Annotated in this window: 30 protein-coding genes; 23 read left to right on the forward strand and 7 right to left on the reverse strand. The window is 67.3% G+C overall.

Annotated elements, in window-relative coordinates; all coding sequences use genetic code 11:
* Window positions 1-2 precede the first annotated feature (2 nt).
* From C6Y53_RS03460 to C6Y53_RS03470, 3 genes are all read right to left on the reverse strand, one after another.
* Window positions 3-1,016 (reverse strand): purine-nucleoside phosphorylase, encoded by a 1,014-nt coding sequence (locus C6Y53_RS03460; RefSeq protein WP_211299449.1) that lies wholly within the window; start codon window positions 1,014-1,016, stop codon window positions 3-5.
* 81 nt (window positions 1,017-1,097) lie between these two features.
* On the reverse strand, window positions 1,098-1,949 hold the full coding sequence (locus C6Y53_RS03465) for a DMT family transporter (protein WP_425300357.1): 852 nt from the start codon (window positions 1,947-1,949) through the stop codon (window positions 1,098-1,100).
* Between the two features lie 26 nt (window positions 1,950-1,975).
* Entirely contained in the window at window positions 1,976-2,854 is an 879-nt protein-coding gene (locus tag C6Y53_RS03470; protein WP_106471150.1) for a LysR family transcriptional regulator, read from the reverse strand.
* 123 nt (window positions 2,855-2,977) lie between these two features.
* Here C6Y53_RS03470 and C6Y53_RS03475 point away from each other — a divergent pair, with 123 nt between their 5' ends.
* The 11 genes from C6Y53_RS03475 to trmD all read left to right on the forward strand — a co-directional run bounded on the left by C6Y53_RS03475 (window position 2,978) and on the right by trmD (window position 10,092).
* On the forward strand, window positions 2,978-3,562 hold the full coding sequence (locus C6Y53_RS03475; RefSeq protein WP_106471151.1) for an FMN-dependent NADH-azoreductase: 585 nt from the start codon (window positions 2,978-2,980) through the stop codon (window positions 3,560-3,562).
* Between the two features lie 222 nt (window positions 3,563-3,784).
* Window positions 3,785-5,296: a signal recognition particle protein gene (gene ffh / locus C6Y53_RS03480; protein WP_106471152.1), complete on the forward strand. Its 1,512-nt coding sequence runs from the start codon at window positions 3,785-3,787 to the stop codon at window positions 5,294-5,296.
* Window positions 5,297-5,309: 13 nt separating this feature from the next.
* A complete protein-coding gene (locus C6Y53_RS03485) occupies window positions 5,310-5,870 on the forward strand; it encodes a GNAT family N-acetyltransferase (RefSeq protein WP_106471153.1) in 561 nt (186 codons plus the stop codon).
* Window positions 5,867-6,388: a GNAT family N-acetyltransferase gene (locus C6Y53_RS03490; RefSeq protein WP_106471154.1), complete on the forward strand. Its 522-nt coding sequence runs from the start codon at window positions 5,867-5,869 to the stop codon at window positions 6,386-6,388. The genes C6Y53_RS03485 and C6Y53_RS03490 overlap by 4 nt, the downstream gene beginning before the upstream one ends.
* Window positions 6,385-6,987, forward strand: coding sequence for a GNAT family N-acetyltransferase (locus tag C6Y53_RS03495; RefSeq protein ID WP_106471155.1), 603 nt, complete (start codon window positions 6,385-6,387; stop codon window positions 6,985-6,987). The genes C6Y53_RS03490 and C6Y53_RS03495 overlap by 4 nt, the downstream gene beginning before the upstream one ends.
* A 1-nt stretch (window position 6,988) precedes the next feature.
* On the forward strand, window positions 6,989-7,294 hold the full coding sequence (locus tag C6Y53_RS03500; RefSeq protein ID WP_106471156.1) for a chorismate mutase: 306 nt from the start codon (window positions 6,989-6,991) through the stop codon (window positions 7,292-7,294).
* A 60-nt stretch (window positions 7,295-7,354) separates the two neighbouring features.
* Window positions 7,355-7,750 (forward strand): 30S ribosomal protein S16, encoded by a 396-nt coding sequence (gene rpsP, locus C6Y53_RS03505; protein ID WP_106471157.1) that lies wholly within the window; start codon window positions 7,355-7,357, stop codon window positions 7,748-7,750.
* 86 nt (window positions 7,751-7,836) lie between these two features.
* On the forward strand, window positions 7,837-7,989 hold the full coding sequence (locus C6Y53_RS20925) for a hypothetical protein (protein ID WP_211299450.1): 153 nt from the start codon (window positions 7,837-7,839) through the stop codon (window positions 7,987-7,989).
* Window positions 7,986-8,492, forward strand: coding sequence for a ribosome maturation factor RimM (rimM, locus tag C6Y53_RS03510; RefSeq protein ID WP_106471158.1), 507 nt, complete (start codon window positions 7,986-7,988; stop codon window positions 8,490-8,492). Before C6Y53_RS20925 ends, rimM begins: the two co-directional genes overlap by 4 nt.
* 1 nt (window position 8,493) lies before the next feature.
* A complete protein-coding gene (locus tag C6Y53_RS03515; RefSeq protein ID WP_106471159.1) occupies window positions 8,494-9,282 on the forward strand; it encodes a hypothetical protein in 789 nt (262 codons plus the stop codon).
* Between the two features lie 6 nt (window positions 9,283-9,288).
* On the forward strand, window positions 9,289-10,092 hold the full coding sequence (gene trmD / locus C6Y53_RS03520) for a tRNA (guanosine(37)-N1)-methyltransferase TrmD (RefSeq protein ID WP_106471160.1): 804 nt from the start codon (window positions 9,289-9,291) through the stop codon (window positions 10,090-10,092).
* A gap of 14 nt (window positions 10,093-10,106) precedes the next feature.
* Here the strand turns inward: trmD and C6Y53_RS03525 are convergent, their stop codons facing one another.
* The gene (locus C6Y53_RS03525; protein WP_106471161.1) at window positions 10,107-10,922 is read right to left on the reverse strand and encodes a glycoside hydrolase family 25 protein; all 816 of its coding nucleotides are present in this window, start codon (window positions 10,920-10,922) and stop codon (window positions 10,107-10,109) included.
* 369 nt (window positions 10,923-11,291) lie between these two features.
* Between C6Y53_RS03525 and rplS the strand changes: the two genes are divergently transcribed.
* The 3 genes from rplS (at window position 11,292) to C6Y53_RS03540 (ending at window position 12,877) form a co-directional block, all read left to right on the forward strand.
* A complete protein-coding gene (gene rplS, locus C6Y53_RS03530; protein WP_106471162.1) occupies window positions 11,292-11,678 on the forward strand; it encodes a 50S ribosomal protein L19 in 387 nt (128 codons plus the stop codon).
* Between the two features lie 12 nt (window positions 11,679-11,690).
* Window positions 11,691-11,912 (forward strand): 50S ribosomal protein L31, encoded by a 222-nt coding sequence (gene rpmE, locus C6Y53_RS03535; RefSeq protein ID WP_106471163.1) that lies wholly within the window; start codon window positions 11,691-11,693, stop codon window positions 11,910-11,912.
* 161 nt (window positions 11,913-12,073) lie between these two features.
* Window positions 12,074-12,877: a division plane positioning ATPase MipZ gene (locus C6Y53_RS03540; protein WP_106471164.1), complete on the forward strand. Its 804-nt coding sequence runs from the start codon at window positions 12,074-12,076 to the stop codon at window positions 12,875-12,877.
* Here the strand turns inward: C6Y53_RS03540 and C6Y53_RS03545 are convergent.
* Entirely contained in the window at window positions 12,862-14,130 is a 1,269-nt protein-coding gene (locus C6Y53_RS03545) for an adenylate/guanylate cyclase domain-containing protein (RefSeq protein ID WP_106471165.1), read from the reverse strand. The two genes, C6Y53_RS03540 and C6Y53_RS03545, sit on opposite strands and share 16 nt — an antisense overlap.
* 67 nt (window positions 14,131-14,197) lie before the next feature.
* Window positions 14,198-14,635, reverse strand: coding sequence for a MarR family winged helix-turn-helix transcriptional regulator (locus C6Y53_RS03550; RefSeq protein WP_106471166.1), 438 nt, complete (start codon window positions 14,633-14,635; stop codon window positions 14,198-14,200).
* Between the two features lie 70 nt (window positions 14,636-14,705).
* Here C6Y53_RS03550 and hmgA point away from each other — a divergent pair, with 70 nt between their 5' ends.
* The 7 genes from hmgA to C6Y53_RS03585 all read left to right on the forward strand — a co-directional run bounded on the left by hmgA (window position 14,706) and on the right by C6Y53_RS03585 (window position 22,146).
* Window positions 14,706-16,061 (forward strand): homogentisate 1,2-dioxygenase, encoded by a 1,356-nt coding sequence (gene hmgA, locus C6Y53_RS03555; protein WP_106473945.1) that lies wholly within the window; start codon window positions 14,706-14,708, stop codon window positions 16,059-16,061.
* Between the two features lie 112 nt (window positions 16,062-16,173).
* Entirely contained in the window at window positions 16,174-17,430 is a 1,257-nt protein-coding gene (gene fahA / locus C6Y53_RS03560) for a fumarylacetoacetase (protein ID WP_106471167.1), read from the forward strand.
* Window positions 17,431-17,514: 84 nt separating this feature from the next.
* Window positions 17,515-18,465, forward strand: coding sequence for an MBL fold metallo-hydrolase (locus tag C6Y53_RS03565; protein ID WP_106471168.1), 951 nt, complete (start codon window positions 17,515-17,517; stop codon window positions 18,463-18,465).
* A gap of 95 nt (window positions 18,466-18,560) precedes the next feature.
* Window positions 18,561-20,198 (forward strand): FAD-dependent oxidoreductase, encoded by a 1,638-nt coding sequence (locus C6Y53_RS03570; RefSeq protein WP_106471169.1) that lies wholly within the window; start codon window positions 18,561-18,563, stop codon window positions 20,196-20,198.
* The gene (locus tag C6Y53_RS03575) at window positions 20,195-20,407 is read left to right on the forward strand and encodes a DUF2783 domain-containing protein (RefSeq protein WP_106471170.1); all 213 of its coding nucleotides are present in this window, start codon (window positions 20,195-20,197) and stop codon (window positions 20,405-20,407) included. The genes C6Y53_RS03570 and C6Y53_RS03575 overlap by 4 nt, the downstream gene beginning before the upstream one ends.
* Window positions 20,400-21,041, forward strand: coding sequence for a maleylacetoacetate isomerase (gene maiA / locus C6Y53_RS03580; RefSeq protein WP_106471171.1), 642 nt, complete (start codon window positions 20,400-20,402; stop codon window positions 21,039-21,041). Before C6Y53_RS03575 ends, maiA begins: the two co-directional genes overlap by 8 nt.
* A gap of 91 nt (window positions 21,042-21,132) precedes the next feature.
* Window positions 21,133-22,146: a GDP-mannose 4,6-dehydratase gene (locus C6Y53_RS03585; protein ID WP_106471172.1), complete on the forward strand. Its 1,014-nt coding sequence runs from the start codon at window positions 21,133-21,135 to the stop codon at window positions 22,144-22,146.
* A gap of 90 nt (window positions 22,147-22,236) precedes the next feature.
* On the opposite strand, the gene clpB is transcribed toward C6Y53_RS03585, so the two are convergent.
* Window positions 22,237-24,855 carry an ATP-dependent chaperone ClpB gene (clpB, locus tag C6Y53_RS03590; protein WP_106471173.1) on the reverse strand — a complete coding sequence of 873 codons (2,619 nt, stop codon included), beginning with the start codon at window positions 24,853-24,855 and terminating at the stop codon, window positions 22,237-22,239.
* A 123-nt stretch (window positions 24,856-24,978) separates the two neighbouring features.
* Here clpB and C6Y53_RS03595 point away from each other — a divergent pair, with 123 nt between their 5' ends.
* Together C6Y53_RS03595 and pyrF are read left to right on the forward strand one after the other, a co-directional pair.
* Entirely contained in the window at window positions 24,979-25,797 is an 819-nt protein-coding gene (locus tag C6Y53_RS03595; RefSeq protein WP_106471174.1) for a methyltransferase, read from the forward strand.
* Between the two features lie 25 nt (window positions 25,798-25,822).
* Window positions 25,823-26,518: an orotidine-5'-phosphate decarboxylase gene (gene pyrF / locus C6Y53_RS03600; protein ID WP_106471175.1), complete on the forward strand. Its 696-nt coding sequence runs from the start codon at window positions 25,823-25,825 to the stop codon at window positions 26,516-26,518.
* Window positions 26,519-26,551: the final 33 nt, after the last annotated feature.

The following is a 26,551-nucleotide window of genomic DNA, read 5'->3' on the forward strand; positions in this document are numbered from 1 at the left end:
CCCTATTCGGTGGCGGGCACCCCGTCTTTCCAGCTGTCCCAGTTTTCGATGATCGCCTGGGCGAGACCGTTGCCGACCCGGAACGCGTTCTCGGTGGCCGGGCCGAACCCGCCCGAGTCCGCGCCCAGCGAGTCCGCCGCGCCCTGCCCGTCCGCCTGCCGGTCGAAATTCGACGCGGTGCGCAGAACGGCGATACGGTCGAAATCCACCCGCCCTGCCCGGGCGGCGCGCTGAAGCGCGGTGAGCGTCGCATTGTCTTCCATCTGCGAGGTGCAATAGACGCCTTTGCCATCGGTCAGGGCGGCAACCCGGCTCTCCATTTCCTGCGCGATGATGCGGCCGTGCCAGTAGGTGTCCGCAGATACGGTGTCGCACAGGCTGACCGCGGGCGCGGCCTGCGCCGCCGCCTCGGTATATTGCGCCCGGTATTCCGCCGCCCGATCGCTGTCGGCCAGTTCGGTCGCCTCGGTCAGCTTCAGCGCCTGCTGTGCCAGGTCGGGGTTCAGCGCGAACATCTCGGTGCCGGCGGTCCAGCCGCCCTCGGCGCCCGGCTCGGAGGTCCCCAAGGTCAGCGCCCCGGTGTCCCAGCCCTGCGGTATCTCGCGCGGGTCGATCTGGTGACGCAACCCGCCATCGACCGCATACCGCGCCCAATGCGCCGATCCCAGCGTGCCATGTTCGGGGTCCACCCCCGCGATGCCCGCGATCAGGACATAGCTTTGACGCAGGTCCACCCTGTCGCTCAGCGCCACCGCCGCGACGGAACTGGCGGCATTGCCAAAGCCCATCGTCGTGGTCATCACGCACAGGTCGTCATCGCAGGACAGCGCGGGCGCGCTTTCGGGCAGGCCGGGGATCGCGATCTCTTGGCTCAGCGACCGGTTTTCCAGCCATGGTTTGGTCTCGCCGCCGAACATGGTGATCACCAGCACCTTGGGCGCCGGAACGTCCTGCGCCATCGCTGCCAGCGGCAAGGCCGATGCCAGCGCGGCAACCGCAACGGATTTCAAAGCCATTTCGGATCCTTTCATCTCGACGGGCAAACTGCGCGTCCCCGAGCAATCTCTAGCAACATCGCGGCAAGTTCCGCAATGCCGTCAGCCGTCATCGCGCAGCAGCATCACCAGCGCCACCACGGTCAGCACGATCCCGGCCAGCACCAGCCCGCGCGGGGCGCCGTTGCCCAGCGCGATTTCCCACAGGATCACCCAGCTGGGCGTCAGGTAGGTATAGGCCATCACCTTGGCCGAGGGCAGCCGCAGCGTCGCGAATTGCAACAGGACGAAGGTCATCGACGACGCGCAGATCGCCACATAGAGCAGCCCGATCCAGACGATCGCCGGCAGCGCCAGCCAATCGGTGGCGAGAATGTCGGACCAGCCCCAGACGACCAGCACGGCACAGCCGGCGAGCAACATGCCGAAGGTGAACACCACCGCCGGTTCACCCCGGTTCAGCCGCGCCACCATCGGCGTGTAGAGCGCATGTGCCACGCAGCCCCAGAAATAGATCACCTCGCCCTGCCCGATGGAAAACGCCCGCAGCGCGGCCATATCGGCACGGAAGATGACCCACAGCGCCCCGGCGGCGCCGATGGCCAGCGCCAGCGCCATGCGCGCGGTTGTGACCTGGCGCAGCAGGACCCAGCCGAACCCGGCGGCCAGCATCGGCGTCAGCGTGAACACCGCGGCGGCGCTGACCGGGGCCGCCGTCTTCAGCCCCTCGAACATCAGCACGAAATAGATCGCGAACAGCCCGCCCAGCACCAGGTAGCGCCAGGGCGCCCGCGCCGCGCTGCGCGGCAGGCCGGTGGTCATCGCGGCCGCCACCCCGATCACCACGGTGGCAATGGCAAACCGCGCCGCGGTCAGCGCGGTCGGCGATATCTCGTTGGCGATCAGCGCGCCCAGCGAGAACGACCCCGCCACCAGCGCCGAAAAGGCCAGCATCGCCAGATGCCCCTGCGCCTGCGGTGTCACAGGTCCCAGTCTCCGGCACAGGTCTTGAGAAACCGGGTAAAGGCCTGCACCTTGGTGGTCCGGTGCAGGTCCACATGCGTCACCAGCCACAGCGAGGTCGCCCATTCCGGCTGCGGCGGCATCACCTGGACCAGCCCGTCCCGTTGCGCCGCCTTCCATTCGGCCAGAAACCCGATGCCCGCCCCGGCCAGGATCGCCTCTTCCAGCGCCAGCCCGTTGGTGCTGCGGAACGTGGCCGACCCGAGCGGCACATGCGTGCGCATCCATTCGCTGAACGGCGCCCGGCTGTTCTGGTCGTCCTGCGCGACAAAGCGGTGGTTGCGGAACTGGTCGACATCCTCGGGCAGGCCATGCGCCTCGACATAGGCGGTGCTGGCGTAGAGCCCCACGTTGAGCTTCATGAAGGGCTGGACCACGTTGTCCGGCTGGTCGGGCGCCGACCCGGCCCGGATCGCCACATGGGCCTCGCCATATTCCAGCCGGAACAGCCGGTCGCCGGTCAGAAAGCGCAGGATGACATCGGGATGCTGTTTCTGGAACGCGGCCAGAACCGGGACCACCAGCGGCGACAGCGACCCGAGCGATGTCACCACCAGTTCGCCGCCCACCTCGTCGCCGTGTCCCTTGAGCCGGCCGGCAAGCTGGTTGAGCTGGTCATCGGTCGCCTGCGCCACCCGCAAAAGGTCGGCGCCGGCCTCGGTCGGGGTATAGCCGCGCGCGTGGCGCTGGAACAGCTTGACGCCCAGCCGCGTCTCGAGCGCGTCGATATGGCGGATGACGGTGGCGTGATGCACCCCCAGCACCTCGGCCGCGCCGCTCACGGTGCCGATCCGGGCCACCTGATAGGCGGTGCGAACCTCGTCCCAGTTGTCCATGATTCCCACTTTGTGCACTGAAGAACAGATAATGTTGAAAATGCCAAGTTGTGTTCATTGATGCAACAACCAAATCTGTCTCTCACCACCGAACTGACCAGAGACACTTCAGGACCCCAAACCATGACCAAGACACTTCTTCATATCGACGCCTCGGTGCGCCGGGACGGCTCGGCCACGCGCGGGCTGACCGCCCGCATCGTCGAGCGCCTGGACGCCGCACGCGTTCTCTATCGCGACCTGGGCGCGGCCCCGCTGCCGCTGATCGACGACGCCTGGGTGAGCGCCAATTTCACCCCCGCGGATGCACGCAGCGAGGCCCAGCGGGCAACGCTCGCCCTGTCCGACGACCTGGTGGCCGAACTGGCCGCCGCCGACACCATCGTGATCGGCCTGCCGGTCTACAACTTCTCGGTGCCCGCCGGGCTCAAGGCCTGGATCGACCTGATCGCCCGCGCCGGAGTTACCTTTCAGTATACCGAAAACGGCCCGCGCGGCCTGCTGACCGGCAAGCGCGTGATCGTGGCGATGGCCTCGGGCGGCACCACGGAGGGATCGGACGCCGATTTCGCCGCGCGCTACCTGCGCTTCATGCTCGGCTTTGTCGGGATGGACAGTGTCGAGTTCGTCGCCGCCGACAGCCTCGCGACCGATGCGGATGCCAGCCTGCGCTCGGCGCAGGAGGCGGTCGAACGGCTCGCGGCCTGAACGTGACCAGCGGGCGGGGCGGCCGCCGGCCCCGCCTTGACTCTGCCCTGCGAACGCCCTAACAGCGCCCCGATACCCGGAAGCGCCAGCCTTCCGGTCCCTTGCCGCGGGCAGGGATCGCCCCCCACCAGCGCGTTGCGCCCGTGGGGGCGTTTGTGCATTGAGACGGTGCGCCCTAGATAGGGTGCGTCAGGGATGAAACCGGCGAAAGGAGCCAGGGCCATGTTTGAAAATCTTTCCGAACGCCTCTCTGGCGTCTTCGACCGGCTGACCAAGCAGGGCGCCCTGTCCGACGAGGACGTCAAGACCGCCCTGCGCGAGGTGCGCGTGGCGCTGCTCGAGGCGGATGTTTCGCTGCCGGTGGCGCGCGATTTCGTGAAGAAGGTGCAGGAACAGGCCACCGGGCAGGCGGTGACCAAATCGGTCACGCCGGGCCAGCAGGTGGTCAAGATCGTGCATGACGCGCTGGTCGACGTGCTGCGCGGCGACGAGGATCCGGGCAAGCTCAAGATCGACAACCCGCCCGCGCCGATCCTGATGGTCGGCCTGCAGGGTGGCGGCAAGACCACCACCACCGGCAAGCTCGCCAAGCGGCTGAAGGAAAAAGAGGGCAAGAAGGTCCTGATGGCCTCGCTCGACGTCTATCGCCCGGCGGCGATGGACCAACTGGCGGTTCTGGGCGTTCAGATCGGCGTCGATACGCTGCCGATCGTGCCGGGCCAGAAACCGGTGGACATCGCGCGGCGGGCCAAGCAGCAGGCATCCCTGGGCGGCTACGATGTCTACATGCTGGACACCGCCGGCCGCCTGCAGATCGACGAAGTCCTGATGCAGGAGGTCGAGGATGTCCGCGACGTGGTCCATCCGCGCGAAACGCTGCTGGTGGTCGACGGGCTGACCGGCCAGGTCGCGGTCGAGGTGGCCGAGGAATTCGACGCCAAGATCGGCATCTCGGGCGTGGTGCTGACCCGGATGGACGGCGACGGGCGCGGCGGCGCCGCCCTGTCGATGCGCGCGGTCACCGGCAAACCGATCCGCTTTGTCGGCCTGGGCGAGAAGATGGACGCCATCGAGACCTTCGAGCCGGACCGCATCGCGGGCCGGATCCTCGGCATGGGCGACATCGTGGCGCTGGTCGAGAAGGCGCAGGAAACCATCGAGGCCGAACAGGCCGAAAAGATGATGCGCCGCATGGCCAAGGGCCAGTTCAACATGAACGACCTGAAGATGCAGCTGGAACAGATGCAGCAGATGGGCGGCATGGAAGGCGTGATGGGCATGATGCCCGGCATGGCCAAGATGTCGAAACAGGTGCAGGAGGCCGGGTTCGACGACAAGGTGCTGAAACGCCAGATCGCGCTGATCCAGTCGATGACCAAGAAGGAACGCGCCAACCCCAAGCTGCTGCAGGCCAGCCGCAAGAAACGCATCGCCGCCGGCGCGGGCATGGATGTGTCCGACCTCAACAAGCTGCTGAAGATGCACCGCCAGATGGGCGACATGATGAAGAAAATGGGCCGGATGGGCAAAGGCGGCATGCTGAAACAGGCCATGAAGGGGCTGTTCGGCAAGGGCGGCCTGCCCGCGGATATGGGGGCCGGCATGGACCCCAAGGCGCTGGAAGCGGCGGCCCGGCAGATGGGCGGCAAGCTGCCCGGCGGCGGCCTGCCCGGCCTCGGCGGCGGCGGGATGCCCCTGCCCCCCGGCCTGAGCGGCCTCGGCAAGAAGAAGTGATGGCACCCAGCGCATGACCCCCCGTCTCGCCGATACCCCGGTTCTGGAAACCGAACGCCTGATCCTGCGTGCCCCCGGCCCGCAGGACTGGCCCGCATGGCGGGCGATGATGGCGTCGGACCGGTCGCGGTATATCCGCAGCGGCGACATGGACGACGGCAAGGCGTGGCGCGCCTTTGGCCATGTGATCGGCCATTGGGTGCTGCGCGAATGGGGCAATTTCGTGTTCACCGCGCGCGGCGACGACACCGCGCTGGGCATGGCCGGCCCGTGGTTCCCCGAAGGCTGGCCCGAACGGGAAATCGGCTGGTCGGTCTGGACGCCGCAGGCCGAGGGCAAGGGCTTCGCGTTCGAGGCGGCCACCGCCGCGCGCGGCTATGCCTATGACGTGCTGGGCTGGGATACGGCGGTCAGCTATATCGATCCGGCGAATGCGCGGTCGATCGCGCTGGCCGAACGGCTGGGTGCCGTCCGCGATCCGCAGGCCGCGGCGCCGGGCGATGCCCCCTGCCTTGTCTACCGCCATCCGGGCGCGGACAGGCTCGCCGATGGCGGCATGGAGGCCTATGCATGACCGGCCTCGCGATTCCCGTCATCGAAACCGAACGCCTGATCCTGCGCGGCCCGCGCGAATCCGATTTCGAGGCCTTCGCCGCCTTCGGCGCGTCGGAGCGGGCGAAATTCGTCGGCGGCCCCTATCCGCGCCTGCGCAGCTGGGGGGCGTTCCTGGCCACCTACGGTCACTGGGCGCTGCGCGGTTACGGCATGTGGGTGGTCGAACACCGCGCCAGCGGGCAGGCAGCGGGGCGGATCGGCATGATCTTCAACGACGGATGGGACGAGCCGGAACTGGGCTGGCACATCTTCGGCGGGTTCGAGGGCAAGGGGCTGGCCTTCGAGGGCGCCAGCGCCGCCCGCGCCTTCGCCGCCGAACATCTCGGTCTTGACGGGGTGATTTCCTATATCGACCCGGCCAATACCCGCTCTGTCGCGCTGGCCCGGCGGCTGGGCGCCAGTATCGAGCGCGACGGCGAGGTGGCCGGCCACCCCTGCCAGGTCTGGCGCCATCCCCGGCAGGGCAGCGCGGCATGACCCGGCCCATTCCCACGCTCGAAACCCGGCGGCTGGTCCTGCGCGGCCCGGAACCCGGCGACTATCCGAATTTCAGATCCACCTTCACCAGCTACCGCGCCCGGTTCATGGGCGGGCCGCTGAACGCCTACGAGACCTGGATGCTCTATGCCGCCGAGATCGGTCACTGGCAGATCCGCGGCTATGGCATGTGGATGATCCATGACCGCGCCACCGACGCCACACTGGGCATGGCAGGCGGCTGGATGCCCGCGAAATGGCCGGAAAAGGAACTGGCCTGGGTGATCTGGCCCGACGCGGCCGGCAAGGGCTACGCGCTCGAGGCGGTGGACGCGGCGCGGCGCCATTTCTATTCCGAACTCGGCTGGGACGGGGCGGTCAGCTATATCGACCCCAAGAACCTAGACAGCATCCGGCTGGCCGAGCGGCTGGGCGCGGCCAGGGACAGGACCGCCCCCACCATCGACGGCAATGATGCGGTCTATCGCCATCCGTCCCCCGATCAGCTCGCCGGATCGCAGCTGGCGCATGGGATCGAGATGGAAATCGCGCATTACGCCGACCCCTTGTTCAAACCGAAAGGCTGGGCCCTTGACTGACGTGAATGACGCGAATGACGCTGCCGCGCGCGCTGCCGAACTGCTGAAGGAACACCGCGAGAGCATCGACAGGCTCGACGCGATCCTCGTCTACACGCTGGGCGAGCGGTTCAAGCACACCCAGGCGGTGGGCCGGCTCAAGGCCCGGCACGACCTTCCCCCGTCCGATCCGGCGCGCGAAGCGCATCAGATCGCACGGCTCGAAGACCTGGCGAACCAGGCCGATCTCGACCCGGATTTCGCCAAGAAGTTCCTGAACTTCATCATCGCTGAAGTCATCCAGCACCATCGCAGGCACCAATCGTAACGAGAACGTAGGGTGGGGTTTCACCCCACCGCACCGACGCCATTCAAAGGAGATGAACCAATGGCAATGAAGATCCGACTGGCCCGTGGCGGGTCCAAGAAACGCCCCTTCTACCGCATCGTGGCCGCCGACAGCCGCATGCCGCGCGACGGCCGCTTCATCGAGAAGCTGGGCACCTACAACCCGCTGCTGCCGAAAGACAGCGAAGAGCGGGTGAAGATGGACGTGGAGCGCATCCAGCACTGGCTCGACCTCGGCGCCCAGCCGACCGACCGGGTGGCCCGTTTCCTCGAGGCGGCCGGCCTGCGCGAAAAAGCCACGCGCAGCAACCCCAAGAAGGGCGAGCCGGGCCAGAAGGCCAAGGATCGCGCCGAGGAAAAGGCCGCCAAGGCCAGCGCGGCAACCGAAGCGCCCGCAGAGGCCACAGAGGCCGCAGAGGCCGCAGCCGGGGAATAATCCCGGCGATGGCGATCCGCGCCGACCATTGCACGACCGCCCGATCCCGGCGCCACGCGCGCCGGGGCCGTGCCTGAGCCGCCCCGATGGGGCTGCTGCTGCGCCCGGTGCGGACCGCGCTGCTGCTTGCGCTGGCCTTTGCCGCGGGCATATTCTGGGAACGGTCGAACCAGGGCGACCGCTGTCTCGACGCGGGCGGCGCACTGCGGAACGGCCTGTGTATCGGGGCAAGGGAATGAGCGACGAACCGGTCTGTGTCGGCGTCATCGCGGGCGCCTTCGGGGTGCGCGGCGAGGTGCGGCTGAAGAGCTTTACCGCCGAGCCGTCCGACATCGCCACATACGGCCCGCTGTCCACCGGGGACGGCGGCCAGAGCTTTGCGCTGACCCTCACCCGGCCGGTCAAGAACGGGTATGCCGCGCGGCTGGGCGGGGTTGCGACCAAGGAACAGGCCGATGCGCTGCGCGGCACCAGGCTCTATGTTCCGCGCCACCGGCTTCCGGCGCTGCCCGACGATGAATTCTACCATGCCGACCTGATCGGGCTCGAGGTCGTCGATACCGGCGGCGCGACGCTGGGCCGGGTCAAGGCGGTGCTCAACCACGGCGCGGGCGACCTGCTCGAATTGCAGGCGCCGGGGCGCTCGACCACGGTGCTGCTGCCGTTCACCCGCGCAGCGGTGCCCACGGTGGATCTGGGCGCGGGCCGGATCGTCGCCGATCCGCCTGACGGCCTGTTCTGAGATGCTGCGCCTCGTCGTCCATGCCGGGTTTCACAAGACCGGCACCACGACGGTGCAGAAAACCCTGCGCGCCAATGCCCCGGTCCTGAAACCGCATCTGCGTGTCTTCCTGCGCCCGCGCATGGTCGCGCTCTGCGAGGCGGCCCGCGCGTGGTCGGTGTCACACGGGGCGCTGGACATGGCGCTTTTCCGGTATGAACTGGCCGAACTGGCCCAGGGCTGGAGCCGGCGCGATGCGCGCCCGGTGCTGCTGGCCTCCGAAGACCTCGCTGGCCACATGCCGGGGCGGCGCGGGCTGACTGCCTATGACGCGACCCCGGCCCTGATGAAGGCGCTGGCCGAGACGGTGGCGCAGATCCATCCCGGTGCCGATATCCGGTTCTTCTTTTCCACCCGCGCGCCCGCGCCGTGGCTGGCCAGCTGCCATGCGCAGCATTTGCGCGCCGTGCGCATGGTGCTGGATGCCGAGACCTATGCCGATCGCTACCGCGCCTCGGCCGGTCTCGATGCGGTGATCGACGCGGTTGCGCAGGCGGTCGCGCCCGCCCCGGTGCTGCGCCGTGCGCTCGAGGACAGCGCCGGGCAGGCGCTCGGCCCGCTGGCCCCGCTGCTCGACCTCTGCGGCCTGCCCGATCCCGTCCGCGACAGGCTGGCGCCGCAGCCCGCCGCCAATCGCCGCCATGACCCGGCGATTCTGCTTGCGCTTCTGGCCGCCAACCGCGATCACGCCGACCCGGACGCGCTGAGGGCCGCGAAACGCGCGATCCTGGCCCATGCGCAGGAAAGGTGACCGCCCGTGACTGACACTCCCCGCCCCGCCCGTGCGCTGGGCCGCAAGACCATCCGCCCGACGCTGACGCCGCGCGAGCTGATCACGCCGACACCCGAGCTGAAGGGCGCGTGGTCGGCGCAGGTGATCACCCTGTTTCCCGGCGCCTTCCCCGGCGTGCTGGGCGAGAGCCTGACCGGCAAGGCGCTGCAGGAGGGCCTGTGGCGGCTGGAAACCCACGATCTGCGCGGTTTCGGCATCGGGCGGCACCGCAATGTCGACGATACCCCTGCCGGCGGCGGCGCCGGCATGGTGCTGCGCGCCGATGTGCTGGGCGCGGCGATCGAGGCCACCCGCGAAACCGCCATCCCCGGCGCGCCGCTGATCTACCTGTCGCCGCGCGGACGGCGGATGGACCAGGCGCTGATGCGGCAACTGGCGCGGGCGGGCGGCGTGACGCTGATCTGCGGCCGGTTCGAGGGTGTCGACGAACGGGTGCTGGAGCATTACGCCATCGACGAGGTCAGCCTGGGCGATTTCGTGATGACCGGGGGCGAGATTGCCGCCCAAGCGTTGATCGACGCCACCGTCCGGCTGCTGCCCGGCGTGCTGGGCAACGCGGCTTCGGCGGAAGAAGAAAGCTTTGCCAACGGGTTGCTGGAACACCCGCAGTATACCCGCCCCGCCGAATGGCAGGGCCGCGCCATCCCCGAGGTGCTGATGTCCGGCCATCATGGCCGGGTCGCGGACTGGCGCCGCGAACAGGCCGAGGCGATCACCCGCGAGCGCCGCCCCGACCTGTGGGAGGCCTATACGCGCAAGCGGGATTGAACGCGGCCCAGGCGTCAGATGCCCCTGGACCAGCGCACCCAGGCCTCGGGCGAGCCGCGGAACACGTTGATGTCGACCTTGCCCTTGATACCGGGAACCAGGCCGGTGCCGGTATATTGCCAGAGCGTCCAGTAGGCGCCGGGATAGACCGTTCGCGGGTGCCCGGCGACCGAGCGCAGCCAGAACTCGGTGCCATGCAGCCGGCCGATCCCGGTTTCGCGGAAGAAATCCACCGTCGTGTAGACGATCGGGCGGCGGCCGTAATGCGCTTCGAGCATGGCCAGGAACTTGCTCGCCTCGCGGCGAATGGTGTCGCCGTCCGGGCGCAGCGTGCAGGTCTTGGAATAGGGCGTCCATTCCATGTCCAGCACATGCGGCAGGGCCATCGCGTCGCGCGGCACATGGCGGATGAACCAGCGCGCCTGTTCCTCGGCCGGCCGGCAGAAGTAATAATAGTGATACGCGCCCCAGGGCACGCCCGCCGCGCGCGCCCCGCGACGGTGATCGTCGAATTTCGGATCGTGGAGATCGCCGCCCTCGGTGGCCTTCATATAGGCAAAGGACACGCCGGCAGCCCGCGCCGTGTGCCAGTCGATATCGCCCTGCCAGCGCGACACGTCGATGCCGTGGATCGGGTAGGATTGCGGCCGCCGGCCGTCCCACGGGTGCGGATCGGCGTCACCGAATTTCGGATAGGTCACCAACTCGCCCATCAGAACCTCGCGCACCGCGTCGCCCGAGGCCGGCGCGACCGGGTCCGGCGCGGGGGCGCGGCGGCTGCAGGACACCATCACGAGCATGGCGACGATGAAAATGGTGACAATGCGCATGGAACCTCCTGCCGAAACCTGCCGGTTCGCCTCTAGCGGGCAAAATCGCCGGGCACCAGCCCCCGCCGCGCGGCGGGGTGAAATTCCGGCGGTTTCACGCCCCCGTGCCGTGGCCGGGCCTTGATCCCGGAGCGGAAATTGCCTAAACGACCGCTGGTTCGGAATCGCAGAGGCGGCGCCGGGCCTGAAACCTGTTGCGCCCCTGCCCGCCTTCTTCCGCGCGGCGACGTGACGCAAACCGGTTCGGGAAAGAAACGAACGACCTGATCTCTGGCGGGCACCCTGGGGTGGACCCGGACGAAGACCAAGAGCTCTCGGGACGACCACAGACCTTCGTGGATCAACCACGAGCAAACCAGGAGAAACGCGATGGACCTGATCGCACAGCTCGAGGCGGAACAGATCGCCTCGCTGGGGAAGGATATCCCCGATTTCAAGGCCGGTGACACCGTGCGCGTCGGCTACAAGGTGACCGAAGGGTCGCGGTCGCGGGTGCAGAACTACGAAGGCGTCTGCATCGCGCGCAAGAACGGCGACGGCATTGCCGGTTCCTTCACCGTCCGCAAGATTTCCTTCGGCGAAGGCGTGGAACGCGTGTTCCCGCTCTACTCGACCAACATCGACAGCATCACCGTTGTCCGCCGTGGTCGCGTGCGCCGGGCGAAACTCTACTACCTGCGCTCGCGCCGCGGCAAATCCGCCCGGATCGCGGAGGACAGCCACTACAAGCCGAAATCCACGGGCGCCGAAGCGTAAGGAACCACAGCGATGAAAAAAGACATCCATCCCGATTACCACCTCATCGACGTCAAGATGACCGATGGCACCGTGGTGCAGATGAAATCGACCTGGGGCGCCGAGGGCGACCAGCTGTCGCTGGACATCGACCCCAGCGTGCACCCGGCCTGGACCGGTGGCGGCACCCGCCTGATGGACACCGGCGGCCGCGTGTCGAAGTTCAAGAAGAAATACGAAGGCCTGGGCTTCTGATCCCACCCCTTCGGATCTAACGGCAAAGGCCGCCTTCGGGCGGCCTTTTTCGTGCGGTTGTCATGCGGATTTCGCACGCCGGTGCTTTTCATCCCGCGCGGCGCCTCCTATGAAACCGGCGAACCCGCGACGCAGCGCGGGACCGGGCAATGGGGGCGGTCATGGCGCATATCATCGTTGTTGGGAACGAAAAGGGCGGCGCAGGCAAATCCACCGTGTCGATGCATGTGGCCACCGCGCTCGCCCGGCTGGGCCATCGGGTCGGCACCATCGACCTGGACCTGCGCCAGCGCAGCCTGGCCCGCTATGTCGAGAACCGCGATGCCTTCATTCGTGCCGAGGGCCTGGCGCTGCCCAGCGCGACCGCCGGCAGCCTGCCGGGCGTGAACGGCACCCCGCCGGCGGATGAAGACGCCGCACCGCTGCTGCAACAGGCGGTGGCCGCGCTGGAGCCCGGTAACGACTTTGTCCTGATCGACTGCCCCGGCGCGCATACGCCGCTGGCGCAGGCCGCCCATGCGCTGGCCGACACGCTGGTGACACCGCTCAATGACAGTTTCGTGGATTTCGACCTGCTGGCGCGGATCGATCCGTCGGGCGAAAAGGTGCTGGGGCCGTCGGTCTATTCGGAAATGGTCTGGACCGCGCGCCAGCGCCGCGCACAAGCGGGCGGGCGGCCGATCGACTGGATCGTCCTGCGCAACCGCGTCGGCAGCCAGCGGATGCTGAACAAGGACCGGATGGAAAAGGCGGTGGCCAACCTGTCACGCCGGATCGGGTTCCGTGTCGCCCCCGGTTTCAGTGAACGGGTGGTCTTTCGCGAGTTGTTCCCGCGCGGGCTGACCCTGCTGGACCTCGGCGATACCGGTGTCCGGCAGCTGAGCCTGTCGAACATCGCCGCGCGGCAGGAACTGCGCGACCTGATCCGCGCGCTGGACCTGCCCGGCGTTCACGTCACCTTCTGAGCGTTGCCCCCTTCGGGGCGGGCGTGAAGGGTGAACAGTTCCTGCGGCGCGGAGACGCCGCGCAGCATGTAGCGGCCCAGTGACACCAGGTCGTGGCCGGTCCGGCCGGCATCGCGCATCACGCGCTCCGACAGGATGATGTCCTGTCCCACGGCCCGGTGCATTCCCGAGATCCGCGCCGTCTGGTTCACAGCGGGGCCGATGGCGGTGAAATCCAGCCGCGTTTCGGCGCCGATATTGCCATAGAGGATGTCGCCCGCATGCAGGGCCAGCGTGAACCCGGTGGCTGGTTCACCCCGAGCACGCCGCTCGGCGCTGCGCGTGGCCATGTCCCGGCGCAGCCGGTCGGCCATGTCCAGCGCCGCGCGGGCGGCGGCCTGCGGGTCGGACGCCTCGAACATCGCCAGCAGCCCGTCACCCATGAATTTCAGGACATGGCCGCCCTGCCCCTGAACCAGCCCGACCACGATGCCGAAATAGTCGTTCAGCATATCGATCAGCGCCGCGCCCCCGGTTTCCTCGGCCAGCCGGGTAAAGCCGGTCAGATCGAAATAGCAGATCACGGCGCGAATCTGCTGCAGCGACCCGCGGCGGATCTCGCCCGTCAGCACCCGGCGGCCGGCGTCGCGGCCCAGATAGACCCCCAGCAGGTCCCGCCCCATGCGCCGGTTGGCCGCCGATTTCAGCGCCAGCCCCAGCTGCGGCAAGGTCCTGCGCAACAGGGTCAGGTCGGCATCGCGGAACCCGCCGGGCGCATCCGTGGTCCAGGAGATCAGGAACCCCTCGGGCGGGTCGTGGGGGTCGATCCGCCCGACCGCGCCCGGATCCTCGAAGGTCATGGCGGATGCGAAATAGTCGGTGCCGCCCCGGTCGCGCAGATCGTTCAGCATCGGAAACGGCAGTGGATCGCCCCGGTCCAGGCGGATCCGCAGCTCCGGCAGCCGGTCGCGCAGCACCGCAAACAGCGGGCTCTGCAGCCAGCGGTCGCGCGGCGTGTCGCTATGGGCATAGGTTTCCTGCGACACCGCGCCGCCCCGCAGCCAATCGAACCCGATCCCGCCGAATTCGGGATGCAGCGCCCGCTGCGCCAGGTGAAGCCGCATCAGCGGCACGCCAAGACCGACCAGCTCGCCGCAATAGCCCTCAAGCAGCGCCTCCTGCCCGGCACCATGCAGGCCTTCGCGCAGCAGCCATGCGTTCAGCCGCGCGGCCGGGTCGTCATCCGGGGTTTCGGGCAGGAAATGGTCGATCATGCCGCGCGCCTCGCGTTTTCCATGCAACAAGGTTGGGACCACCGGCACGGTGCCGCAAGTGCCGGGTTCAGCCCGCACCGGCCAGTTTCTGCAACATCCGACGCAGAAGCGCGACATCCTGCGGTGAAAACTGCCGGATCAGGGTCTTTTCATAGGCCGCGGCAACCTCGCGCAGGTCGCGATAGGCCGCGACACCCGCGGCGGTCAGTTCCAGGTGTTCGGACCGCCGGTCGTTCTGGTCGCGGGTCCGGGTCAGGAACCGGCGCTCCTCGAGCCGCCGCACCGCGCGGCTGACCTTGGTCTTGTGGGTGCGCGCCCGGTCGCCGATCTCCTTGGCCGTCATCCGCCCGTTCTGGCCGAGATGAAACAGCACGCGCCAGTCGGTGCGCAACAACCCGTAGCGGCCCTTGTAGACCTGCTGGAACGACAGGCTGCTGGCCTCGGCGGCCTGCGCCAGCAGGTATGGCAGGAAACTCTGCAGATCCAGGTCATCTTTTTTGTCCATGGACTGGCTCTAGCTGTTGTTAGTTACAAAATCAACTACTAGACCAACCGCAGCAATGGAGGACACGCCGATGAACCGCCCCACCGATCCGCATAGCTTCACCCAGGCCAGCAGCCCCACGGGCACCACGCCGGGATACATGCCGGGCTTTGGCAACGATTTCGAAACCGAGGCGCTGCCGGGCGCCCTGCCGCAGGGCATGAACTCGCCGCAGAAATGCAATTACGGGCTCTACGGCGAACAGCTCTCGGGCACCGCCTTTACCGCGGAAAGCACCGAGCGCACCTGGTGCTACCGCATCCGGCCCAGCGTGAAACATTCGCACCGCTACGAAAAGATCGACCTGCCCTACTGGAAATCGGCGCCCAACGTGGACCCGGACGTGATCAGCCTGGGCCAGTATCGCTGGGATCCGGTCCCGACGACCGACCGGCCGCTGACCTGGCTCACGGGGATGCGCACGATGACCACCGCCGGGGACGTGAATACGCAGGTGGGCATGGCCAGCCATATCTACCTGGTCACCGAATCGATGGTGGACGATTATTTCTTTTCCGCCGACAGCGAATTGCTGGTGGTGCCGCAGGAAGGCCGGCTGCGGTTTGCGACCGAGCTGGGCATCATCGACCTGGAGCCCAAGGAAATCGCGATCATCCCGCGCGGGCTGGTCTATCGGGTCGAGCTGCTGGACGGTCCGGCGCGCGGATTCGTCTGCGAGAATTACGGCCAGAAATACGAACTGCCCGGCCGCGGCCCGATCGGGGCCAACTGCATGGCCAATCGGCGCGACTTCAAGACGCCGGTCGCCGCCTTCGAGGATCGCGAGGTACCGTCCACCGTCACCGTCAAATGGTGCGGCCAGTTCCACCGCACCGGGATCGGGCAATCGCCGCTCGATGTGGTGGCGTGGCATGGCAACTATGCCCCGTGCAAATACGACCTGCGCGACTATTGCCCGATCGGGGCGATCCTGTTCGACCACCCCGACCCGTCGATCTTTACCGTGCTGACCGCGCCTTCCGGCGTACCGGGCACGGCGAATATCGATTTCGTGCTGTTCCGCGAACGCTGGATGGTGATGGAAGACACGTTCCGGCCGCCCTGGTATCACAAGAACATCATGTCCGAACTGATGGGCAACATCTATGGCCAGTACGATGCCAAGCCGCAGGGCTTTGTCCCCGGCGGCATGAGCCTGCACAACATGATGCTGCCGCACGGGCCGGACAAGAACGCTTTTGAAGGCGCGTCGAATGCCGATCTGAAACCGGAAAAGCTCGACAACACGATGTCCTTCATGTTCGAAACCCGGTTCCCGCAGCACCTGACCGCCTTTGCCGCCGACGAGGCGCCGCTGCAGGACGACTACATCGATTGCTGGTCCGATATCGACAAGAAGTTCGACGGCACGCCCGGAAGGAAGTAACAGGGAGTGAGGGGGCGCTGCCCCCTCTGCGCCTCTGGCGCATTCACCCCCGGAGTTTTTCGGGCAAGATGAAGGGGCGGGGCGCGCGCGACCGCCAGCAAGGGGATCACCGATGCCGTTGATGAAATCCTGGGTCGACTCCGCCAACGCGGCGGATCATCCGTTTCCGCTGAACAACCTGCCCTATGGCGTGTTTTCCACCCCGGGCAGCGACCCGCGCTGCGGGGTGGCGATCGGGGACATGATCCTCGACATGGCCGCCGCGGAGGATGCAGGCCTGGTCGATCCGGGCACCGGCCCGCTGTTCGACGTGCCGTTCTGGAACGAGGTGATGGAGGAAGGCCCCGAGATCTGGACCGCCCTGCGCGACCGGCTGACCGCGATCCTGTCCGAAGGCAGCGCCGACCGGGCCGCGGCCGAGCCGTTGCTGGTGGCGCAGGCCGATGCCGAGATGCACCTGCCGTTCCTGGTGTCGGAATACACCGATTTCTATGCCGGTCGCCATCACGCCTTCAACGTGGGCACCATGTTCCGCGGCGCGGAAAACGCGCTGCCGCCGAACTGGCTGCATATTCCCATCGGCTATAACGGTCGCGCCTCGTCGGTGGTCGTTTCGGGCACCCCGGTCCGCCGTCCCTGGGGCCAGATCAAGGGTCCGGACGACGATCTGCCCCGTTTCGCCCCCTGCGCCCGGTTCGACATCGAGCTGGAAATGGGCGCGGTCGTGGGGCAGCCCTCGGACGGACCGGTGACGGTGGCCGAGGCGGATGCGATGATCTTTGGCTATGTGCTGCTGAACGACTGGTCGGCGCGCGACATCCAGGCCTGGGAATACCAGCCGCTCGGCCCGTTCCAGGCCAAGGCCACCGCCACCTCGATTTCGCCCTGGATTGTGACCCGCGCGGCGCTGGAGCCGTTCCGGTGCGACACGCCCGCGCGCGAGTTCGAACTGCTCGATCACCTCAAGGATTGCGGGCCGATGCTCTATGACATCGACCTGTCGGTGACGCTCGCGCCCGAAGGCGGCGCTCAGACCACCATCGCGCGCACCAACTACCGCGAGATGTACTACTCCGCCGCGCAGCAACTGGCGCATCACTCCACCTCGGGCTGCCCGATGAACCCCGGCGACCTGCTCGGGTCGGGCACCATTTCGGGTCCGACGAAACCGGAGCGCGGCAGCCTGCTGGAACTGAGCTGGGGCGGCAGGGAACCGATCACGCTGGACGGCGGTCAGACCCGCAGCTTCGTCGAGGATGGCGACACGCTGACGCTGCAGGGCGCGGCGCGTGGCGACGGCTACACCATCGGCTTCGGCACCTGCACCGGCAAGGCGCTGGCCGCGCTCGATGATCCCTACGCGCGCTGATCCGCCTTCCTCTTGCCATAAATATCCCCGCCGGAGGCTCCCGCACGGTGTCCCCGGCGCAACCGTCAGAAAAGGAAGCGCCACATGGCCAAGGCATTCGCATCCCAGGGCGACCTGACCGAAAAGGAAATCAGCTTCACCGAAATCGGCGAGGGTCTCTATGCCTTCACCGCCGAGGGTGATCCCAATTCCGGCGTCATCATCGGCGACGACAGCGTGATGATCGTCGAGGCGCAGGCGACCCCCCGGCTGGCGCGCAAGGTGATCGACTGTGTCCGTTCCGTCACCGACAAGCCGATCAGCCATGTGGTTCTGACCCATTACCACGCGGTGCGCGTTCTGGGCGCCTCGGCCTTCGGCGCGAGCCAGGTGGTGATGTCGGAAAAGGCGCGGTCGATGGTGGTCGAGCGCGGGCAGGAGGACTGGGACAGCGAGTTCGACCGCTTTCCACGGCTGTTCCAGGGGCACGAGGAAATTCCCGGCCTGACCTGGCCCACCACCACGTTCGAGGGGCGCATGTCGATCTACCTGGGCAACCGGCGCGTCGACCTGATGCAGCCGGGCCGTGCCCACACGGCAGGAGATATCGTGGTCTATGTGCCCGACCAGAACGTGATGTTCACCGGCGACATCGTCGAGTATCACAGCGCCTGCTATTGCGGCGACGGCCATTTCCACGACTGGCCGCGCACGCTCGAGGCGATCCGCCGCTTCGATCTCGATGCCATCGCGCCGGGGCGCGGCGATGCGCTGGTGGGCAGGGACATGGTCAATGCCGCGCTCGATCTGACCGGCGACTTCATCCGTTCCACCTATCGTCCGGCGGCGCGCGTCGCGCTGCGCGGCGGGTCGCTGAAGGATGCCTGGGACGCGGTGCGCGCGGAATGCGACCCCAAGTTCAGCGACTACGCGATCTACGAACATTGTCTGCCCTTCAACGTCGCCCGCGCCTATGACGAAGCGCGCGACATCGATACCCCTCGCATCTGGACCGCCCAGCGCGACAAGGACATGTGGGAAGCACTGCAGGGCTAAGCAATATCGGGTGGTCACGCCTTGATCCGCATCATGGCGCATACCCGGCGCGGCGGCGAACATCTTCGCAGCGTCACACTGACAGGGAGAAAATCATGGCCTATGACTACACCCCTTTCGAATACGTCGCGCCGCCCGGCCTGACCGCAACGGAACCGCGCCACAAGGTCGCCATCGTCGGTGCCGGCCCGATCGGGCTGGCCATGGCCATCGACCTCGCGCTGCGCGGGGTTGCCTCGGTGGTGCTGGACGACAACAACGTGGTGTCGGTGGGCAGCCGCGCGATCTGCTGGTCCAAGCGGGCGCTGGAAATCTTCGACCGGCTGGGCGTCGGCACCCGAATGCTGGACAAGGGCGTGACCTGGCGGGTCGGGCGCAATTTCCACGGCGATGACGAGGTCTACAGTTTCGACCTGCTGCCCGAGGAAGGCCACAAATACCCGGCCTTCATCAACCTGCAACAATATCACGTCGAGCAATACCTGGTCGACCGCGCCCGCGAATTTCCCGACCTGATCGACCTGCGGTTCAACAACAAGGTGGTCGGCCATGACGACCGTGGCGACCATGTGCGGCTGGAGGTGGAAACCCCCGACGGGCCTTACAGCATCGAGGCCGAATATTACATTGCCTGCGACGGCGCCGGATCGGCCACCCGCACCCGGATGGGGCTGGATTTCACCGGCCAGACCTTCGAGGAACAGTTCCTGATCGCCGATATCGAGATGGAGGACAGCCCCTTTGGCGACGAGGACGTTCCCGAACGCTGGTTCTGGTTCGATCCGCCCTTTCACCCCGGAAAATCGGCGCTGCTGCACATGCAGCCCGACAATATCTATCGCATCGACCTGCAGCTCGATCCGGGGGCCGACGCCGGCGAAGAGGTGAAAGAGGAAAAGGTGATCCCCCGGATCAAGGCAATCGTGGGGGACAAGCCGTTCCGGTTCGACTGGCTCAGCGTCTACAAGTTCCGCTGCATCAAGCTGGACCGGTTCGTGCATGGCCGGGTGATCTTTGCCGGCGACAGCGCCCATGTGGTCAGCCCGTTCGGGGCGCGCGGCGGCAATGGCGGCATCCAGGATATCGACAACCTGGGCTGGAAACTGGCCGCCGTGCTGGCCGGCGACGCGCCGCGCGCATTGCTGGACACCTATGACGAGGAACGGTCGCACGGCTCGGCCGAGAACATCCTGAACTCGGCCCGGTCGACCAATTTCATGACGCCGAAAACGCCGATCAAGGCGCTGTTCAGGGCCGAGGCGCTGCGGCTGGCCCATGACCAGCCCTTTGCGCGCAAGCTGCTGAATTCGGGACGGCTGAGCCTGCCCTGTTCGCTCGAGGGGATGGCGTTGCAGACGCCGGGCAGCGCACAGGTGCCGCCGGGATCGGCGATGCCGGACGCGCCGCTGCATGGCCCGGATGGCGACAGCTGGCTGCTGGACGAGGTGCAGGGCAGCTTCACGCTGGTGGGCTTCGGCGACGTGATCCTGCCCGACGTGCCGGGGCTGCGCCGCATCGGCATCAACCATCGTGCCGACTATCCCTGTTTCATCGCCACCAACCGCCACGCGCTGCGCCGCTATGGCGACGGGCGCACCTACCTGTTCCGCCCCGATGGCCATGTCTGCGCGGTTTTCGGCAACCAGCCCACCGCCGCCGAGGTGATCACTGCCCGCGACCGCGCGCTGGGCGCGGACCTGCCGCAGGACGACAACGAGGAGACCGCCGCATGACCGCCGACGCCCCCGTGATCACGCCGGACCGGCTCAACCCGGACCATGACGATTTCTATGCTGCGCTGATGCAGGTCCATGACGGGCTGGACGAGGCCGCGAGCCACGCGCTTAACGCACGCCTGGTGCTGATGATGGCCAACCGGATCGGCGATGTGGACGCGCTGCGCGAATTGCTGGAAACCGCCCGGAGCTATTCCGATGCCTGAGACGGTGCTCTACGACTACTGGCGGTCCTCGGCCAGCTACCGGGTGCGGATCGCGCTGAACCTCGCCGGGATCGACTGGCGTGCGGTACCGGTGGACCTTGTCAAAGGCGAACACCGGGCGCCCGAACACCTGGCGCGCAACCCGCAGGGCCTCGTGCCGGTGCTCGAGATCGACGGGCTGCGGCTGACCCAGTCGCTGGCGATCCTCGACTATCTCGACCGCACCCGCGACCTGGGGCTCCTGCCCGGCGATCCGGCGGAACGGGCGCGGGTCCAGGCGCTGGCCCACGCAATCGCGGTCGACATCCACCCGGTCTGCAACCTGTCGGTGGCCAGCCATGCGGCCGCGCTCACCACCGATCCCGAAGCCACGCGCAAGGGCTGGATGCAACGGTTCATCCGCCCCGGCCTGCAAGCCTTCGAAACCCTGCTGGGGCAGTTCGAACAGGCGCCCTATTGCTGCGGGGAAACGCCGGGGCTGGCCGATCTGTGCCTCGTGCCGCAGCTCTACAACGCGCGCCGGTGGGAGGTTCGGATCGACGATCTGCCGCGCCTGCTGGCCGCCGACGCGGCCTGCGCCCGGCACCACGCCTTTGACGCCGCCCGGCCCGACGCCTGCAAGCCGGGTAACTAAGCCGCCGCGCCAACCCTTGGCATCGACGCCAAATCCGGCCAAGGATGCCCCGGCTGGCAACAGCGGCACGTCAACGGCAGGGGGTCATCGCATGAAACGTATCCTGATCACCGGAACCGCCGGGTTCATCGGCTTCCACCTCGCCCGGCTGCTGCTGGACGACGGGATGCAGGTGCATGGCATCGACGGGATGACCGATTACTACGATGTCACGCTGAAACGGCGGCGGCACCAGATCCTGCACCAGAAGCCGGGCTTTTCCGCCACCGAAACGATGCTGGAAGACGCGGAGGCGATCATGCGGGCTGCGCGCGATTTTGCCCCCGACGCGATCGTGCATCTCGCCGCGCAGGCGGGTGTGCGCTATTCGCTGGAACAGCCCCGGTCCTATGTCGACAGCAACATCACCGGCACTTTCAACGTGATGGAGGCCGCGCGGGAGCTACGGGTGCAACACCTGCTGATGGCCTCGACCTCGTCGGTCTATGGCGCCAATACCGATATCCCCTATCGCGAGACCGACAAGGCCGACCTGCCCCTGACCATCTATGCCGCGACCAAGAAGGCGACCGAGGCGATGGGCCATTCCTATGCCCACCTGCACGACCTGCCGACCACCATGTTCAGGTTCTTCACCGTTTACGGACCGTGGGGACGGCCCGACATGGCCTATTTCAAGTTCACCCGCGCGATCCTCGACGGCCAGCCCATCGACATCTACAACCACGGCGACATGTATCGCGATTTCACCTATGTCGACGACCTGGTGCGCGGCATCCGCCTGCTGATCGACGCGGTGCCGCACCGCCCCGAGCCCGCCGCGGCCATCCCCGAGGGCGACAGCCTGTCGCCGGTGGCGCCCTATCGCATCGTCAATATCGGCAATTCGCGCAAGGTGCGGCTGCTCGATTTCGTCGAGGCGATCGAGGCCGAGCTGGGGCGCAAGGCCACGCGCAACATGATGGACATGCAACCCGGTGACGTGCCCGCCACCTGGGCCGACGCGACCCTGCTGCGGACGCTCACCGGCTATGCCCCGACGACCGAATTCCGCGAGGGCATCGCGCATTTCGTCGCTTGGTATCGCGACTATTACGGCAAATAGACCGCCGCGTTCGGGTGCCGCACCCGCCAAAAGGGACCGGGCAGAGGTTTCCCCCTGCCCGGCCCATCGCGTTCATCCGGCTGCAACCGGTCAGTGAACCACCGCATCATCCGGCGCGCGACGGTCCGACGTGCCGACCCGGTCGCCGATGATCAGCCCGTCCGCACCGGCCGTCACCGGAACGGTCGATCCGTCCAGCACCTCGCCGGCCAGCAGCATCTCGGCCAGCGGGTTCTGCAGCGCCCGCTGGATCACCCGCTTGAGCGGCCGCGCCCCGAACACCGGGTCATAGCCTTCATCGGCCAGCCATTTGAGCGCGCCGTCATCCAGCTCCAGCGTGATCTTGCGCCCAGCCAGGCGGCGGGCCAGCCGCGCCATCTGGATTTCGACGATGCCATCCATATCGGCCCGCGTCAGCCGGTCGAAGATGATCGTTTCATCCAGCCGGTTGAGGAATTCGGGACGGAAATGGGCCCGCACCGCATCCATCACGTCGCGCCGCGCATCGGCGGCATCGGCGCCCTCGGGCAGCTGGCTCAGCGCCTGCGCCCCCAGGTTCGAGGTCAGCACGATCAGCGTCTGCTTGAAATCGACCGTGCGCCCCTGCCCGTCGGTCAGCACCCCGTCATCGAGCACCTGCAACAGCACGTTGAACACGTCCGGATGCGCCTTTTCGACCTCGTCGAACAGCACCACCTGGTAGGGCCTGCGCCGCACCGCTTCGGTCAGCACGCCGCCTTCGTCATAGCCGACATAGCCTGGAGGCGCGCCGATCAGGCGGGCGACGCTGTGTTTCTCCATGAACTCGGACATGTCGATGCGCACCATCGCGTTGTCGTCGTCGAACAGGAAACTCGCCACCGCCTTGGTCAGTTCGGTCTTGCCGACACCGGTTGGCCCGAGGAACAGGAACGACCCCAGCGGGCGGTTCTCGTCGTTGAGCCCCGCACGCGCCCGGCGCACCGCGTTGGCCACCGAGCGCACGGCGGCATTCTGCCCGATCACGCGGGCATGCAGCTCGTCCTCCATGCGCAACAGCTTCTCGCGTTCGCCTTCCAGCATCTTCGCGGTCGGGATCCCGGTCCAGCGCTCGACCACCGCGGCGATCTGTTCCGGGCGCACCGCCTCTTCGACCATCAGCCCGCTGTTCTCGCGGCCCTCGGCATCGGCCAGCTGCTTCTCCAGCCCCGGAATGATGCCGTAGGACAGCTCACCGGCCTTGGCCAGGTTGCCTTCGCGCTTGGCGATCTCCAGTTCGGCACGCGCCTTGTCCAGCTGTTCCTTGAGGTCGCGCGCACCGGCCAGCTTGTCCCGCTCGGCCTGCCATTGCGCGGTCATTCCGGCGCTGCGTTCCTGCAACCCGGCCAGGTCCTTCTGCAAGGTCTCCAGCCGGTCGCGGCTTGCCGCGTCATCCTCGCGCTTGAGCGCCTCTTCCTCGATCTGCATCTGCAGGATCTGTCGGTCGAGCTGGTCCAGTTCCTCGGGTTTGCTGTCCACCTCCATGCGCAGGCGGCTGGCGGCCTCGTCGACGAGGTCGATGGCCTTGTCCGGCAGGAACCGGTCGGTGATGTAGCGATGCGACAGGTTCGCCGCCGCCACCAGCGCCGAATCCGAGATCCGCACCCCGTGGTGGAGTTCGTATTTCTCCTTGATGCCGCGCAGGATCGAGATCGTGTCCTCCTCGGTCGGCTCCTGCACGATCACGGGCTGGAACCGGCGGGCGAGTGCCGCGTCCTTTTCGACATATTTGCGGTATTCGTCCAGCGTGGTAGCCCCGATGCAGTGCAGTTCGCCCCGCGCCAGCGCCGGCTTGATCAGGTTGGCCGCATCCATCGCGCCATCGGCCTTGCCCGCGCCCACCAACGTGTGCATCTCGTCGATGAACAGGATGATTTCACCGGCCGCCGCGGTAACCTCGTTCAGCACCGCCTTGAGCCGTTCCTCGAATTCGCCGCGATATTTCGCGCCCGCGATCAGCGCCCCCATGTCGAGCGCGAGCAGTTTCTTGTCGCGCAGGCTTTCGGGAACGTCGCCGTTGATGATCCGCAGCGCCATGCCCTCGGCGATGGCGGTCTTGCCGACGCCGGGTTCGCCGATCAGCACCGGGTTGTTCTTGGTCCGGCGGCTCAGCACCTGCATCGAGCGGCGGATTTCCTCGTCGCGCCCGATGATCGGGTCGATCTTGCCCTCGGCGGCGGCCTGGGTCAGGTCGCGCGCGTATTTCTTCAGCGCCTCATAGCTGTCTTCGGCGGTGGCGCTGTCGGCGGTGCGGCCCTTGCGGATATCGTTGATCGCCCCGTTCAGCGATTGGGCGCTGACATTGCCCGCCTCCAGCGCGGTTTTCGCGGGCGATTTCACCATGCAGAGCGCCATCAGCACCCGTTCGACCGGTACGAAGCTGTCGCCGGCCTTGTCGGCCAGCTTTTCGGCCTCGGCCAGCACCCGGCCGGTCGCGCTGTCCATGTAGATCTGGCCGACATCGCCGCTGACCTGCGGGATTTTCTCCATCGCCAGGTCCAGCGCCTCGACCACGCGGGCGGGCACGCCGCCCGAGCGGGCGATCAGGTTGCTGGCCAGCCCCTGGTCGTCATCCAGCAGCGCCTTGAGCAGATGTTCGGGTTTCAGGGCCTGGTGGCCTTCGCGCATCGCAATCGTCTGCGCCGCCTGCACGAAACCGCGTGCACGCTCAGTGAACTTGTTCAAGTCCATCGTTCTCTCCTTTTCAAGCGCCCGTTCCTGCCGGTGCCCGCTGGGCGGCACACCGGCGCTGAGCCTTGGAACTGATTTGGGGACCGCAGCCGCCGCTTCAAGGGTTCGGGGACGGAAAAGCACATGAAATCACGACAATGGGCCGCGACCCCGCCGCGCGGCCCGCTGGACAGGCTGGCCCGCCGCCCCTATCCTGCCGCCGTGGCCAGTCTTGCCGACATCCGGTCCCGATCCTCCTGGGGCAACATCTGCGAAGGCCAGCTCCAGCATGCCGGGCTGGCTGTGCTGCTGACCGTAGGTGCGCTGTCGCTGCTCGCGGCCCCGGCCGAGGCACCCACCCTGCTGCGGCTGACCTCTGCCGGCTGGGCGCATCTGTCGATCGCCCTTGCGCTGGTCCATCAGGTCATCGTGGCCCTGGGTTTCCGGCTGCAACTGCATCGCAACCTGCTGACCCGCCTGCTGGGCGACCGAGACATGGCCGTCTGGCGTGCTGTATTCATGCCGCTGTTGCTGACGCGGCCTGTGACCGTGCTGCTGACCGGCTGGGCGGATACCACGCCCGTCACCGGCCATCGCGCCCCCGAAATCCTGCTTGGCGCAGCCCTGCTCGGCCTGTCCGGCTGGGCGCTGCATTCGGTGCTCGTTCACTTCACCCTGACCCGCGCCCTGGGCGGCGACCATTTCCGCGAAGAGATCGCCCGCCTGCCGCTGGTGCGCGGGGGGATCTATCGCCACACGCAGAACGCGATGTACGGCGTCGCCTTCCTCGGGCTCTGGGGCATTGCGCTGGCGCTGGGATCCTGGAACGCGCTGGTGGTTGCGCTGTTCCAGCATTGTTACATCTGGGTGCATATGTATTGCACCGAAAAACCCGACATGGAGTGGATCTATGGCCATTGTCCGGAATTGCAGCCGGGCGGTTCCGCCGCTACAGAACCCTGACCCCCAAGGAACCGGAGCCCCGCACATGTCCGATGACCGCCTGATCGTCGCCCTCGATGTCGCCAACGCCCTGCAGGGGCTCGAAATCGCCGAGGCGCTCGGCGATGCGGTCGGGTTCTACAAGATCGGATTGGGGATGCTGACCGGGGGCGGGCTGGCGCTGGCCAACGAACTCAAGCAGGAACACGGCAAGCGCATCTTTCTGGACATGAAACTGTTCGACATCTCCAACACCGTGGAAAACGCGGTGCGCGGGCTTGCCCAGTTCGACCTCGATTTCCTGACCGTGCATGGCGACCCGCATGTGGTGCGCGCCGCCAGGCAGGGCGCCGCGGGCAAGGATCTGAAGATCCTCGCCGTCACCGTGCTCACCTCGCTCGACCGGGCCGATCTGGACGCGGCGATGATGAAACCGGGCGACCTGACCGAGATCGCGCTGGAACGGGCGGCCCGGGCGTTCGAGGCCGGTGCCGATGGCGTCATCTCGAGCCCGCAGGAAGCCGCCGCGATCCGCGCGCTGCCGCAGGCCGACGGACGGCTGATCGTCACCCCCGGCGTGCGCCCCGAAGGCGCGGCACATGGCGATCAGAAACGCATCGCCACGCCGGCGGGCGCCCTGGCGGCCGGTGCCGACCATATCGTCGTGGGCCGTCCGGTCTATCAGGCCGACGATCCCGCCGCGGCCGCGCGGGCGATCCTGTCGGGGTTGCCGGACCGCTGAGAACCCCGCGATACCATGTGTCTCGAAAAGCAC

It is taken from the genome of Pukyongiella litopenaei, from assembly GCF_003008555.2.
Lineage (GTDB): Bacteria > Pseudomonadota > Alphaproteobacteria > Rhodobacterales > Rhodobacteraceae > Pukyongiella > Pukyongiella litopenaei.